Genomic DNA, 13,662 nt, shown 5'->3' with positions numbered 1-13,662 from the left:
CCGGTGCGGATCACAGCGGCCACCCCGTGCGCAACCGACGCTGGGCGGTGTGGTGGCCGAGCGTCCCGCGGGCCTTCCACAGTGCCCTGGCCACCAGCAGGTCGCTGGGCTCGGTGATCTTCATCGATAGCCGCGAGCCCGGCACCAGGCGCACTTGGTGGCCGGCCTGCTCGGCGCACGAGACGTCGTCGGTGAACTCGGCGCCGGACGCCGCCATCTGGTCGTGGGCCTGGAGGATGACGTCCAGCGGGAAGCCCTGCGGGGTCTGGATCGCTCGCAGGTTCGACCGGTCGACCCCGCGACTGGCGCCGTCGTCGGTGAGTACTCGCATCGAGTCGCTGACCGGCACTGCGGGCGCGACGGCTTGCGCGCCGTCCCGGACCGTCTGGATGACCTCGGCGACCACGCTGGCCGGGACCATCGGTCGGACCGCGTCGTGGATCAGCACAACCTGGGTGTTCGCAAGGAGGGGCTCGTCGCGCACGGTCTTCAGACCGTTGTGCACCGACTCCTGCCGGGTGGCCCCACCGAAGGTCTGGACGACCGGGATCGGCAGCTTCGCCAGGCCCTTGCCGAGGTGCCGGGCGACCTTGGGGTTGAGCACCAGCACTACGTTGGTGCAACCGCCGGCGGCCATCGCCTCAACCGACATCACCAGTAATGACTTGCCGGTGACCTGCAGGGCCGGCTTGGGGGTGTTTCCGCCGTACCTGACGCCAAGACCCGCCGCCACTACGACGGCCACCACCGGTTGTGCCATGCAGAGGAGTCTGTCACATGGGTTGGGCGGGTTGCGGGCGGTGGGAGGCGCTGCGAGAATCGCGAGGTTGACACTTGCGAATCAGGAGGGCTACGCATGAACGACACGACTCGGCACCCGGAGCTTGTCACGATCCGCACGCCGTTCCTGATCGTCAACCCGAAGGCGTACCTGGGCAGTGCCGACACCCTCAAGCTGGCCCGGCTGACCGACGAGCTGGCAGGCCAGTTCGACGTCGACGTCATCTTCACCGCCCAGCACGTCGACCTGCGGCTGGTCGCCGAGCACACCTCGAACCTCATCGTGACCGCGCAGCACATGGACCCGCTGGTCAGGGGCCGTGGCATGGGCTTCATCCTGCCCGACTCACTGGTGGAGGCCGGCGCTCGTGCGGTGGTGCTCAACCACGCCGAGCACCAGTTGACCCTGGCGGTGCTGGACGAGACGATGCAGCGGGCCCGCGAGGTCGGCCTGCTCACCATCGTCTGCGCCGACTCCGACGCCCAGTGCCGGGCGATCGCCGCGATGGGCCCGGACCTGATGATCTGCGAGCCGACTGCGAACATCGGCACCGGCCAGATGGATGCCGGCGACTACATCGAACGCACCACCCGGATCGTGAAGGACGTGGACCCATCAATCCTGGTCATCCAGGCGGCCGGGATCAGCAGCGGCGCCGACGTGGCGGCGGCGCTGCGGCAGGGCGCCGACGGTTCGGGCGGGACGAGCGGCATAGTCACCCACCCCGACTGGCGCGCCATCCTGACCGAGATGTTCACCGCAGTGCAGCAGCATCGCGGCTGAGGCGGGTCAGCCCTCGTACTTGTAGCCGAGCCCCCGCACCGTCACCAGCTGGACGGGGTGGGCCGGGTCGGCCTCGATCTTCGAGCGCAGCCGCTTGACGTGCACGTCGAGGGTCTTGGTGTCGCCCACGTAGTCGGCGCCCCAGATGCGGTCGATCAGCTGACCGCGGGTCATCACCCGGCCGGCGTTGCGCAGCAGGACCTCGAGCAGCTCGAACTCCTTCAGGGCCAGCTTCACCGCTTCGCCGCGCACCCACACCTCATGCCGCTCGACGTCCATCCGCACGTCGCCGGCCTCAATCACCTCGGGCAGCAGTTCGGCGTCCTGACCCCGTCGCAGCACCGCACGAATGCGGGCCACCAGTTCCCGGTGGCTGAAGGGCTTGGTGACGTAGTCGTCCGCCCCGATCTCGAGACCGACGACCTTGTCGATCTCGGAGTCGCGGGCGGGGACGATGATCACTGGCAGGTTGCTGCGGATCCGCAGCGGGCGGCACACCTCGGTGCCCGGCATGCCGGGCATCATCAGGTCGAGCAGCACCAGGTCGGCACCGTTGCGCTCGAACTCGGCGAGCCCGGACGCGCCGTCCTCGGCCTGCGAGACGTCGAAGCCCTCGCGTTGCAGCATGAACGCGGTGGCATCCCGGTAGGACTGCTCGTCCTCGATGATCAGGATTCTCGTCATCGCTTGACCTCCTGTGCTGGTTGGGCGTCCGTCGCGGTCGGCGCCGGGATGGCTTCGTCGTGGGCCCGCAGGCGCAGCGTGAACGTGGACCCCTGCCCGACCCGGCTCCAGACGTTGACGGTGCCGCCGTGCGCGGCGAGGATGTGTTTGACGATCGACAGCCCCAGACCGGTCCCACCCTTGGCGCGGCTGCGGGCGTAGTCGACCCGGTAGAAGCGTTCGAAGATCCGTTCGAGTTCGTCGGCGCGAATGCCGATGCCGTTGTCGGCGACGCTGATCTCGACGAAGTCGTCGTCGGAGTCCTGGGCCAGCCGGACGCTGACTGCCACCCGGGCGCCGGAGTCGGAGTAGCTGATGGCGTTGGTGATCAGGTTCACCAGCGCGCTGGTGAGCTGCGCCTCGCTGCCGAGCACCCGCAGACCGGGCGTCCCCGATGTCGTCAGGGTCACCGAGTGGGACGCCGCCAGCTCGCCGCACTGCGCTGCGGCAGCGGCGACCACGTCGTCCACCGACACCTCGGACGGGGTCAGCAGCGGGTCGTCGGACTGCAGCCGGGACAGTTCGATGATCTGCTGGACCAGTTCGCTGAGCCGCTCGGACTCGTGGATCATCCGGTCGGCGAACCGTTGCACCGCCGGTGGATCGTCGGCTGCCTGCTCGACCGCTTCGGCCAGCACCCGGATGGCACCGACCGGCGTCTTCAGCTCGTGGCTGACGTTGGCGACGAAATCGCGCTTGATCTCGTCGGTGCGGACCTGGGCGCTGCGGTCGTCCGCGATCACCAGCACCAGTCCGCCGGCCATGCCGCTGATCCGGACGGCCAACTCCATCACCGGCGTACCCGGTTCGCGGCGCAACCTGAGCAGCGTGCTCACTACCCGCTGCTGGTGGCGGGCCTGGCGAACCAGCTCCAGCAGTTCGTCAAGGGCGACCCGGTTCGAGCGGACCAGGCCCAGCGTGCGGGCCTGCGGGTTGGAGTGCAGGACCTCGTCATAGGGGCCGGCCACGAAGGCTGCTGAACGCAGCAGGTCGACGGCCTGCTCCAGTTGCTCGGTCATGGTCGGGGGCTGCTCGGCGAGGCTGGCGGGGTCGACCCTGGCGCGACGCCGTAGCCAACCCAGCACTGGCGCATAGGCCAGGCCGAGGATCAGACCCAGCAGCGCTGCGAGCACGACCTCCACATCGTCGATGATAGGGGCCTTGTCGGCGGCTGCCCGGCGGTCCCAGCAGCCGTGGCGGAGTTAACCGCGGGTTTGCCGGGATGTCGGCTGGTGGTCGCCGACCCGGGCGATGGTGTGCCGGGCTGGTCCCTAGAATCAGCGCAGTAGGCAAGGAGGAGAGCGGTGCGCAAGATCTATCAGAATGACCTCGACAGCGTCGTCAATGAACTCGTCGTGATGTCCGACAGCATCCAGATCGCGGTGCGGGACGCCACCCGCGCGCTGCTGGAGGCAGACCTGGCGGTGGCGGAGCGGGTGATCAGCGGCGACACCAGGATCGATGCGATGCACGACGAGTTGGAGCATCGCGCGTTCACCATCCTGGCCAGGCAGGCACCGGTGGCCGGTGAGCTGCGCACCCTGGTAGCGGTGATCCAGATGGTGGCCGCGCTGGGACGGATGGGCGACCTCGCCGCGCACGTCGCGAAGATCGCCCGGCTGCGCTACCCCGACCACGCGCTGCCCGAGCCGCTCGCCGGGAACTTCGCCCGGATGTCGACCGTTGCGCAGGAGATGATCGGCAACGTCGGACGCGTGCTGGCCGAGCGCAACCTGGAGGAGGCCTCCAAGCTGGCCGAGCAGGACGAGGAGATGGACGAGCTCCGCAGTGACCAGTTCCGGGTGATCCTCGGCGACAACTGGCAGTTCGGCGTCGAGGCCGCGGTCGACGTGGCGCTGCTCGGACGCTACTACGAGCGCATCGCCGACCACGCGGTCAGCATGGGTCGCCGAATCATCTACGTGATCACCGGTGACCTGCCCGAGGGTGAGAACTGGCCCTCGACCTAGGCCGCCCGTGCGGGAAGGGTCGGTTCCGGCGTCCGGCTCAGGTCCGGCTTCCGGGTCGGGCACACAATCGAACCCGGAGACCGCCTGTGCTGGTCGGGTTGGGTCGCCATCCCGGCGGGCACCAGTAGCGTGGCGGGTCGCCTACCTGCTCGCGCCCGCTACTACCTGACCTATGGCCCACATCCTCGTCCTCCCGGTCGGCCAAGGAGTGGGAAAATATAGGAACATATATTCGCAAAAGGATGCTCTGCGGCCGATTTTTGTCAGTCCTGCCCGGTTGACTTGTCCCATGAGCGATTCACCGGCACCAGACGAAGAAGGCCCACCCGCCCCGGAGAAACAGGTCTTCGAGCCGCCGCCACCCGGCGACGTCCGGGCCGCGTTCGCCGCCCTGGACCACGCCCACCAGCAACGGTTGGCCGCCGAGGTCAGCGAACTGGTGGCCGTCGTGCACGCCGCCGACCTCTATCAGGTCGATCAGGAAGCCGTGCTGGACGGCATGGAACGGCTGGTGCAGCCCGGCCATGACGGCACACCGCTGGTGGGTGAGTTCCTGGCCACCGAGATCGGCCCACTACTCGGTGTCTCCCCGCAGTCGGCGATGGGCCGGATCGGTGACGCCCTCGACCTGCGGCACCGGCTACCCAAATTGTGGGACACGGTGCTGGCCGGGCAGGTGCAGGTGTGGCAGGCGTTGAAGGTCTGCCAGGCCGCCGCCCAACTCTCCGCGGACGCGGCCGCCCGGGTGGACAAGCAACTGGCTGACGCGTTGCCGGCGTGGCCGTGGCCGCGAGTCATCCGGGCGCTGCCGGCCTGGATCATCGAGGCCGACCCCGAGGCCGCAAGCGCGCGGGTCGCGGCGGCTGCCAAGGACCGCCACCTGCGCCTGTCCCCGATCAACGACGGGCATGTGGCGATCTGGGGACTGCTCGACGCCGCCGACGGGATCGACTTCGACAACGCGATCAACCAGATCGCCAACAGCCTGCCCAACGACCCCACCGCTGCCGGTGGCAGCGACCTGGACGCCCGCCGCGCCACCGCCGTCGGCATCCTGGCCCGCACCGCGTTCGGGCAGAGCACGCTGCCCACCCACACCCTGGTCGTCCACATCGCGGCCCATGACCCCGCCATCAATCCCAATGGGCAGGCCAACGCAGGTCAGGCCGGCACGGGTGTGGCGCACGTCGACAAGTGGGGTCCGCTGCTCACCGAGCAGCTGCCGCGGTTCCTCGCCGGTAGCAAGGTGATCGTGCGGCCGATCATCGACCCGGCCACCATCAACCCCGTTGATGCCCACCACCCGACGGGTGTGATGCGGTTCGCCGTCGAACAACGCAACCCGGTCGACGTCTTCCCCTACGGCACCCGCTCGTCCGCCAACTGCGACCTGGACCACACCATCCCCTACACACCGGGAGTCGAGGGCCAGACCCATCTGGGGAACCTGGGGCCGCTATCCAGGTTCACCCACCGCGCGAAGACCTTCGGCGGCTGGCAGCTCGAGCAGCCCGAGCCGGGGGTGTTCCACTGGACCTCCCCAGCCGGGTACGAGTACCTGGTCACCGCAGACGGCACCACCCGCATCCAAGTCCCCGAAGCAGAAGCACAAGCCGAGGCAGGGCCGGAGGCCGGGGCGGACGATGAGGCCGAGTCGGCCGCAGCCGAGTGTCAACCGCCTGTGGAGACTGACCCGGCCGCGCAAGCCGAGCTCCCGGACGAACCCGAACGACTGGACGAAGCCGGCTGACCGCTGGTTCGCGCCCCAGGCGCGGGAATGCCCGGATCTGGCGGGCAGCCGATCTGCCCTTCCAGCCCGGCGCTTCGCGGTGCCCGACAGCCCGCGACAAGAAGCATCTACCACGAGCATCGACCGCGCACGGTTATCCACAGGAACGGCGGACCGGTGGAATCGCTGGACGTCCGGGGTGGCATGATCTGCGGTGGCAAACGAACCCTCTACACCCCGGAGGTCGACGTGAAGATGCGTCGTCTATGGACCCCACTCATCGGGTTGGCCCTGGCTGCAGGGCTGGCCAGCTGCTCCCAAGGCGGCGCCGCCGAACCCACACCATCGCCAACCCCGACCACACCCCCGGCAGTGACCCAGTCCCAGAGCCCCACCCCGGACATGGAGGCCCTCTACGCCGAAGCCGAGCGGGTGGTGCGCCGCGCAACCGAACTGGAGGAGCAGGCAATGCGGGAAGGGCGCGGCAGCTACCCTGCAGAGCTGCACGACCTGCTGGCCGACCCCTACCTGGCTTGGAGCCAGGCCGGTGTGGCTGAGTACCAGCGCTTGGGCTGGAAACAGCCGGAGGGCAAGTCTGCAGTGTTCATCACCCGGCCTCAGCCTGGCAGACAGATGGATGGCTCGGAGTTCGCCCTTCAGGCATGCCTCTTCAAGACAGGTTCAATCGATGCACAGGGGATCGTGGTGGCGCCGCCAGAAGCAGTGCTGAAGAGCTACTTCTTCAAGCACGTGGACGGTCGTCTGAGGCTCTTCACAAGCACCTTGGGCGAGGAGATTGAGCAATGCCCCTTCGAGTAAAGGCTGTTGTAGTCGCTCTCTGGGTGCCCGTCCTGACTATCGGCACTTGCGCCGTGGCGGCTGCCGCAGGCTCGGGCTGGGAGGACGCCGGCGGAGGTGTGTACACGAGCAGTTCTGGAGGGCAAGCCCGGGTTCAGGCCAGCACCCAGGGCGCCTCGGGTGGTCGGGCCCAGCCAGCCGGCGACCAAGCCGCACCCGACCAGGCCGGCACCGGCCACGATCCGTGGGCCAAGTACAACCTGGCGACCGACCCAGCCACCGGCGACCAGCAGCTGTGCTGGACCCCCAACCAAGGACTGTCCAGCGTCGACGCCGGAACCGTCCAGGTCTGCCACGACGCCACGACACCCGACCTCCCCGACAGCCCCGCCGCCACAGACCCAGCCCTGCTCGCCGCCCAAGCCGTCGCCCAACTCACCGTCCCGGCACCCCAGATCTCGATCAGCCCACACCCATCCGACAACAAATGGAACCAACTGGCCGTCGGACTACCGATCTGGGCATGGACCGAAGACCCCGGACCCATCACCACCTCGATCAGCCAACAAGGCATCGACATCCAGCTGCAGGCCAACCGCGGCAGCGTTACCTTCGACTGGGGTGACGGCACCACCAGCGTCTGCCACCTGATGCGTCCCCGGCCAGCCACGATGGACCCGCTCACCCCGTCCCCGGACTGCGGCCACACCTACCTCCGAAAAGGCGACTACACCATCACCGCCACCGCAGGCTGGGCCGTCAACTGGCAGGCCCTCGGCCAAACCGGGGCACTGCCACTCAACTCCACCGCCACCATCCAGGTACCCATCCGCGAATTCCGGGCCGTGGTGGTCGGCTGACGTGTCGGCCTGCCCGGCCTGATCTCTCGGTGACTACTTCTTGCCCTGCGCTGCCACAGCCTTCTGGCCGGCCTCGGCAGCCTCGGGATCGAGGTAGCGGCCGCCCCGGGTAACCGGAGCGAAGTTGTCGTTCAGTTCGTAGTACAGCGGGATGCCGGTGGGGATGTTGAGTCCGGCGATGTCGGCGTCCGAGATCTCGTCGAGGTGCTTGACCAGCGCACGCAGTGAGTTGCCGTGCGCGGCGATCAGGATCGTCTTTCCGGTCGCAAGGTCGGGCTTGATGTCCGATTCCCAGTACGGCAGCATCCTGGCCACCACGTCCTTGAGGCACTCGGTCTGCGGACGCTCATCCTCCGGGATGTCGGCGTAGCGCGGGTCATTCCACTGCGAGTACTCGGCGTCCTTCTCCAAAACGGGCGGCCGTACGTCGTAGCTGCGGCGCCAGGCCATGAACTGCTCATTGCCGTACTTCTCCAACGTCTCGGCCTTGTCGAGGCCCTGCAGGCCGCCGTAGTGACGCTCGTTGAGCCGCCACGACCGCTGCACCGGAATCCAGTGCCGGTCGCACACGTCGAGGGCGATGTTGGCGGTGTTGATCGCGCGGCGCAGCAGCGAGGTGTGCAACTTGTCGGGCAGCAGGTCTTGCTCGGCCAGCAGCTCGCCGCCCCGCTTGGCCTCCCCCTTGCCCTTCTCGTTGAGGTCGACGTCCACCCAACCGGTGAACAGGTTCTTGGAGTTCCAGTCGCTCTCGCCATGGCGGAGCAGAATGAGCTTGTAGGTCATGACGTCATCCTACCGACGCAGGCCTGCCCCACCGCCCATGGAAGGATGAGGCATGACCGATCAACAGCCCAGCCCAGACAATCGTCCGACAGCAGTGGTGACCGGTGCCTCCAGCGGAATCGGCGCCGCCAGCGCACGCGCCCTGGCCGGTGAGGGGTTCAAGGTTTTCTGCGCAGCCCGGCGACTCGACCGGCTCACCGCACTCGCCGAGGAGATCGACGGAGTGGCCGTCGAGTGCGACATCACCGACCAGGCGCAGGTGGACGCCCTCGCTCAGGCAGTCGGTGGACGCTGCGACGTGCTGCTGAACAACGCCGGCGGCGCCCTCGGCCAGGACCCGATCGAGACCGCCGACGTAGCCGACTGGGAGCGGATGTACCAGATCAACGTCTCCGGCACCCTGCGCGTCACCCAGGCGCTGCTGCCGGCGATCGAGGCCGCCCACGGCGCGGTGATCTTCATCACCTCCACCGCCGCCGAGACCGCCTATGAGGGCGGCGGTGGTTACTGCGGGGTCAAGGTCGCCGAGCGCTACATGGCCGGATCGATGCGACTGGAATTGGCCGGCCGCCCGGTCCGGGTCTGCGAGGTCAGCCCCGGCATGGTGCACACCGAGGAGTTCTCCCTGGTGCGGTTCGGCGGCGACCAGACCAAGGCGGACGCCGTCTACTCCGGGGTGGACGCGCCGCTGGTGGCCGAGGACATCGCCGAGGCGGTGCGCTGGATCGCAGTCCTGCCCGAGCACGTCAACATTGACCGGCTGGTCATCCGTCCGCGTGCCCAGGCGTCCAACTGGAAGGTCGCCCGCTCGGGCTGAACCCCGGTCAGGGCCTGCAGGTCAGTGCAGCACCTTCAGCCCGACGATGCCGCTGACGATCAGCCCCAGGCAGACGATCCGGGCAACCGTCACCGGCTCCCCCAGCGCCACCATGCCGAAGATGGCGGTGCCGACCGCCCCGATTCCGGTCCACACCGCGTAGGCGGTGCCGACCGGCAGCTCGCGCAACGCGAACGCCAGACCGGCCATCGACAGCACCAGCGCGACCAGGAAGACGGCGGTCGGGACGGGCCTGCGGAAGCCATCGGTTTGCGCCAGCGAGGTGGCCCACACGGTCTCCATCAAGCCGGACAGCACAAGAACGAACCACGCCATGAGGCAATCTCCTCGCCTCGACCGTCGTGCTTGGGCGGGTACGGCGGGCCACTCGTCCGCGACGAACCACCGATGATGGTGGACGCCTCAACCAATCATATCCGGGCGGACGAACGCCGGCCAACCGAGGTTGACCGGCGTCCTTCAGTCCGCTAGGTACTTGGCCTTGGTCACTCCGCCAGGGTGATCAGGGCCTGCCCGCCCTGCACCGCCTCGCGCGGCTCGACCAGGATGGCTTCGACCGTGCCGGCCTTCGGCGCGGTGATCTCGGTCTCCATCTTCATGGCCTCGAGCACCAGCACCACCTGGCCGGCCTCGACCTGGTCGCCCTCCTTGACCAGGATCCGGGCCACGGATCCGGCCAATGGCGCGGTGATCGCGTTGGCGGCGGCACCGGGCACCGAGGCGGTGGTCCTGGTGGTCGCCGCGCCGGCGCTGCCGCCGATGACGATCGGTGCGGGCACAGCGCGCACCTCCGGCTCGGCTTCGATGTCAACGACGTACTCGGTGCCGTTGACGGTCATCTTGAGACGCATCTGTCATTCCTCTTTCAGTTCATCAACTCGGCACCGGTCAGTGCATTGGGGCGGGCATCGTGCCGCGCGACAGGTTGGTGGTCCGCGCCTTGCGGCTGGCGGCGCTCCAACCCGTCCTGCTTGCGTAGCTGACGGCCTTGACCCTGCCCTTGTAGCCCATGTAGGCGGCGGCTGCCGCGGCGATCGCGAGCAGGTCTTCCTCGGGGATCGCACGGCTGGACACCAGGCCGGCGACCTGGGCTTCGAGCTGCTCGATTCGCTGCTGCAGTTTCTCGACCAGGCCGGCCAGTTCGGCTGCGCTCGGGTCCTGCTTCTCGTTGCTCATTTGTCCTCCTCCTAGACCGGGAAAACGCCGTGCTTCTTGGGCGGACGCTGCTGCCGCTTGTTCGCCGACAGGGCCAGGGCGACCGCGATCTGGCGACGGGTGTCGGCCGGATCGATGATGTCGTCCACGTAGCCGTGGGCCGCGGAGGCGAACGGCGTGGCGAACCTCTCGCGGTAGGCCTCGACGACCTCGGCACGCTTGGCCTCCGGGTCGTCTGCTCCGGCGATCTCCTTGCGGAAGACCACCGCCGCGGCGCCCTCGGCACCCATCACCGCGATCTCGGCGCTGGGCCAGGCGAACACCTTGTCGGCCCCGAGCTCCTTGGAGCACATCGCCAGGTACGAACCGCCGTAGGCCTTGCGCAGCACCACCGTGATCTTCGGGACGGTGGCCGCCGAGTAGGCGAACAGCATCTTCGCGCCGTGCCGGATGATGCCGCCGTGCTCCTGGGCGACGCCGGGCAGGAAGCCGGGCACGTCGACCAGGTTGATCACCGGGATGTTGTAGGCATCGCAGATCCGGATGAACCGGGCAGCCTTGTCGGAGGCGTTGATGTCGAGCACACCCGACATCGCCTTCGGCTGGTTGGCGATGAAGCCGACCGAGCGGCCGTTGATGCGGCCGAAACCGGTGACCATGTTCAGCGCGTAGCCGGCCTTGACCTCCAGGAAGTCCTGGTGGTCGACAAGTTCGGCGATGACGTCGCGTACGTCGTAGCCCTTGTTGCCCTCCAGCGGCACGATCTCGCGCAGCTTGGGGTTGAGCTCGACGTCGTCGTCCGGGAACAGTACCGGCGGTTCCTCGGCGTTGTTCTGCGGCAGGAAGCTCAGCACCTTCTGCGCGATCAGCATCGCCTGCTCGTCGGTGTCGGCGACGAAGTCGGTGACACCCGAGATCTGCTGGTGCGCATCCGCGCCGCCCAGTTCGTCCTGCGTGACGACCTCACCGGTGACCTGCTTGATGACGTCGGGCCCGGTGATGAACATGTGGGCCTTGCGGGTCTGGATGATGAAGTCGGTCAGCGCCGGGCTGTACACCGCACCACCGGCGCAGGGGCCGGCGATGATCGAGATCTGCGGCACGACGCCGGACAACTTCACGTTGGCGAAGAAGACCTTGCCGTAGCCGGACAGTGAGTCGATGCCCTCCTGCACCCGGGCGCCACCGGAGTCGTTGATGAAGATGAAGGGAGCGCCGTTCATCAGCGCGCTCTCCATCGTCTCGGTGACCTTGATGTTGTGGGTTTCGCCGGCGGAGCCGCCCACGACGGTGAAGTCCTGGCTGGCGATGTAGACCGGGCGGCCCATCACCGACGCATGGCCGGTGACCACGCCGTCGGCGGGCATATCCGCCTTGTCCATCCCGAACGCGGTGGTGCGGTTCTTCCGAAAGGCACCGGTCTCTATGAAGGAGCCCGGGTCGGTGAAGGCGACTATGCGCTCGCGCGCGGTCATCTTCCCCTTCTCGTGCTGCTTCTCAATGCGCGCCTTGCCACCACCAGCCTGGATGCGCGCGCGCTCCTCATTGAGGTGGGCGAGGCGCTCTTCCATGGTGTGTTGTTTGGCCATTATCTGGTGCATCCCCCTCAGGCGGGCTCGACAGCAACGCTGTGGCTGTTGCCGTTGATGGTGATGTTGTAGCTGATCGGGCCGGCCAGCGCGTTGGCCTGGCCTTCGGCGGCTGCCCTCATCTGGGCCTCGGTGCGGGCGACCGACTTGGGGCCCTGGTCGCGAGTCGAGAAGAAGGTCGGTGCCACGCCGGGGAACATCGCGTAGGTGAGCACATCCTCCTCGGTGCCGTCGTAGCCGGGCAGCGCTGAGGCCTGCTCCACCAGCTGCTCCCACTCGGGCTCGAGCAGGTCGGCCGGACGCTGGGTGATCGGCTCCTTCTTGGCCTGCGCGGCAGCCTTCTCGATGACCTCGGGGTTACGTTCGGCCGGCGACTCGCCGTAGTAGCCCAGCATCATGTCGGCGAACTCGCCGGTCATCACCTTGTACTCGCCCATCAGGACGTTGAAGACGGCCTGGGTGCCGACGATCTGGGACGACGGGGTGACCAGCGGCGGGTAGCCGGCGTCCTTGCGGCAGACCGGAACCATCCGCATCACTTCGTCGATCCGGGCCTCGGCGCCCTGCGCACGCAACTGGGACTCCATGTTGCTGAGCATGCCCCCGGGGATCTGGGACTTGAAGATGTTGGTGTCGACCAGGGTCTTCGACTCGAACTCGGCGTACTTCGGCCGGATCTTGCGGAAGTGGTCGCGCACCTTGAGGACGCGGTCGATGTCGACCGAGGTGGTGTAACCGGTGCCCTCGAGCATCTCGACAACGGATTCGGTCGGGTTGTGGCCGGGGCCGAGCGACATCGAAGACACCGAGGCGTCCACCACGTCGGCGCCGGCCTCGATCGCCTTCATCAGCGAGACCTGGGTGACACCAGTGGTGGAGTGGCAGTGCACGTTGACCTGCACGTCACCGTAGGCTTCCTTGATGCCCTTGACGATGTCGTACGCCGGCTGCGGCTTGAGCAGGGCCGCCATGTCCTTGAGCGCGATCGAATCGGCGCCCATGTCGAGCAGCTGCCCGGCGAGCTTCACGTAGCCCTCGGTGTTGTGCACCGGCGAGATGGTGTAGCAGATGGTGCCCTGCGCGTGCTTGCCGGTCTTCTTCACAGCAGCCATCGCGTGGGCCATGTTGCGCGGGTCGTTCATCGCATCGAAGACCCGGAAGACGTCCATGCCGTTCTCGGCAGACTTCTCCACGAACCGGTCAACGACCTCGTCGTTGTAATGGCGGTAACCAAGCAGGTTCTGGCCGCGCAGCAGCATCTGCAGACGCGAGTTCGGGAGCAGCTCGCGGAAGGTCCGCAGGCGCACCCACGGGTCTTCGTTGAGGAATCGGATACAGCTGTCGTAAGTTGCTCCGCCCCAGCACTCGACCGACCAGTAGCCGGCGGCGTCGATATCGGCGCACGCCTCGACCATGTCCTCCATGGCCATCCGGGTTGCCATCAGGCTCTGATGACCGTCCCGGAGCACAAGTTCGGTGATGCCAACTTCGCGGGGTTCGGAGACCTCAATTTGTCGCGGACTCATGGGGCAATACTGCCATGTGCCGCAGATGACTGCCCCACTGGGTGCCAGTTGCCAGTGTGCAGCTTTGCTGACGTGGCGTTCAGCGCGGAAGATAGTGTCTTGGCGAGTGGACAAGGCTCGGCGAATG

Annotated in this window: 15 protein-coding genes; 6 read left to right on the top strand and 9 right to left on the bottom strand. The window is 67.6% G+C overall.

The window, feature by feature from the left end; genetic code table 11:
- Positions 1-10: 10 nt before the first annotated feature.
- Positions 11-760, bottom strand: a complete 750-nt coding sequence (gene ispD / locus WBL05_RS12115) for a 2-C-methyl-D-erythritol 4-phosphate cytidylyltransferase (RefSeq protein ID WP_424226237.1) — start codon at positions 758-760, stop codon at positions 11-13.
- 96 nt (positions 761-856) lie between these two features.
- Here ispD and WBL05_RS12110 point away from each other — a divergent pair, with 96 nt between their 5' ends.
- Positions 857-1,564: a triose-phosphate isomerase gene (locus WBL05_RS12110; protein ID WP_424226236.1), complete on the top strand. Its 708-nt coding sequence runs from the start codon at positions 857-859 to the stop codon at positions 1,562-1,564.
- Positions 1,565-1,570: 6 nt separating this feature from the next.
- On the opposite strand, the gene WBL05_RS12105 is transcribed toward WBL05_RS12110, so the two are convergent.
- Both WBL05_RS12105 and WBL05_RS12100 read right to left on the bottom strand, forming a co-directional pair.
- Positions 1,571-2,248 (bottom strand): winged helix-turn-helix domain-containing protein, encoded by a 678-nt coding sequence (locus WBL05_RS12105; RefSeq protein WP_424226235.1) that lies wholly within the window; start codon positions 2,246-2,248, stop codon positions 1,571-1,573.
- Entirely contained in the window at positions 2,245-3,429 is a 1,185-nt protein-coding gene (locus tag WBL05_RS12100; RefSeq protein ID WP_424226234.1) for a sensor histidine kinase, read from the bottom strand. Before WBL05_RS12100 ends, WBL05_RS12105 begins: the two co-directional genes overlap by 4 nt.
- 162 nt (positions 3,430-3,591) lie before the next feature.
- Between WBL05_RS12100 and phoU the strand changes: the two genes are divergently transcribed.
- The 4 genes from phoU (at position 3,592) to WBL05_RS12080 (ending at position 7,644) form a co-directional block, all read left to right on the top strand.
- Entirely contained in the window at positions 3,592-4,257 is a 666-nt protein-coding gene (phoU, locus tag WBL05_RS12095) for a phosphate signaling complex protein PhoU (protein WP_424226233.1), read from the top strand.
- A gap of 289 nt (positions 4,258-4,546) precedes the next feature.
- The gene (locus tag WBL05_RS12090) at positions 4,547-6,007 is read left to right on the top strand and encodes a DUF222 domain-containing protein (RefSeq protein WP_424226232.1); all 1,461 of its coding nucleotides are present in this window, start codon (positions 4,547-4,549) and stop codon (positions 6,005-6,007) included.
- A gap of 351 nt (positions 6,008-6,358) precedes the next feature.
- Positions 6,359-6,805, top strand: coding sequence for a hypothetical protein (locus WBL05_RS12085; protein ID WP_424226231.1), 447 nt, complete (start codon positions 6,359-6,361; stop codon positions 6,803-6,805).
- Positions 6,806-6,858: 53 nt separating this feature from the next.
- Complete coding sequence (locus WBL05_RS12080) at positions 6,859-7,644, top strand: hypothetical protein (protein ID WP_424226230.1); 786 nt, start codon at positions 6,859-6,861, stop codon at positions 7,642-7,644.
- A gap of 33 nt (positions 7,645-7,677) precedes the next feature.
- On the opposite strand, the gene WBL05_RS12075 is transcribed toward WBL05_RS12080, so the two are convergent.
- Positions 7,678-8,427, bottom strand: coding sequence for a phosphoglyceromutase (locus WBL05_RS12075; RefSeq protein WP_424226229.1), 750 nt, complete (start codon positions 8,425-8,427; stop codon positions 7,678-7,680).
- A gap of 52 nt (positions 8,428-8,479) precedes the next feature.
- Here WBL05_RS12075 and WBL05_RS12070 point away from each other — a divergent pair, with 52 nt between their 5' ends.
- Positions 8,480-9,244 (top strand): SDR family NAD(P)-dependent oxidoreductase, encoded by a 765-nt coding sequence (locus tag WBL05_RS12070; protein ID WP_424226228.1) that lies wholly within the window; start codon positions 8,480-8,482, stop codon positions 9,242-9,244.
- A 21-nt stretch (positions 9,245-9,265) separates the two neighbouring features.
- On the opposite strand, the gene sugE is transcribed toward WBL05_RS12070, so the two are convergent.
- The 5 genes from sugE to WBL05_RS12045 all read right to left on the bottom strand — a co-directional run bounded on the left by sugE (position 9,266) and on the right by WBL05_RS12045 (position 13,535).
- On the bottom strand, positions 9,266-9,580 hold the full coding sequence (sugE, locus tag WBL05_RS12065) for a quaternary ammonium compound efflux SMR transporter SugE (protein ID WP_424226227.1): 315 nt from the start codon (positions 9,578-9,580) through the stop codon (positions 9,266-9,268).
- A gap of 170 nt (positions 9,581-9,750) precedes the next feature.
- Positions 9,751-10,116: a biotin/lipoyl-containing protein gene (locus tag WBL05_RS12060; RefSeq protein WP_424226226.1), complete on the bottom strand. Its 366-nt coding sequence runs from the start codon at positions 10,114-10,116 to the stop codon at positions 9,751-9,753.
- Between the two features lie 37 nt (positions 10,117-10,153).
- Positions 10,154-10,441 (bottom strand): hypothetical protein, encoded by a 288-nt coding sequence (locus WBL05_RS12055; protein WP_424226225.1) that lies wholly within the window; start codon positions 10,439-10,441, stop codon positions 10,154-10,156.
- An 11-nt stretch (positions 10,442-10,452) separates the two neighbouring features.
- On the bottom strand, positions 10,453-12,009 hold the full coding sequence (locus WBL05_RS12050; RefSeq protein ID WP_424226224.1) for an acyl-CoA carboxylase subunit beta: 1,557 nt from the start codon (positions 12,007-12,009) through the stop codon (positions 10,453-10,455).
- Positions 12,010-12,026: 17 nt separating this feature from the next.
- Positions 12,027-13,535 (bottom strand): methylmalonyl-CoA carboxytransferase subunit 5S, encoded by a 1,509-nt coding sequence (locus WBL05_RS12045; RefSeq protein ID WP_424226223.1) that lies wholly within the window; start codon positions 13,533-13,535, stop codon positions 12,027-12,029.
- Positions 13,536-13,662 lie beyond the last annotated feature (127 nt).

Origin of the sequence: Brooklawnia sp. (genome assembly GCF_049651565.1) — a bacterium.
In the GTDB taxonomy this organism is placed as follows: domain Bacteria; phylum Actinomycetota; class Actinomycetes; order Propionibacteriales; family Propionibacteriaceae; genus Brooklawnia.
This window is presented reverse-complemented; position numbering and strand designations above follow the sequence as displayed.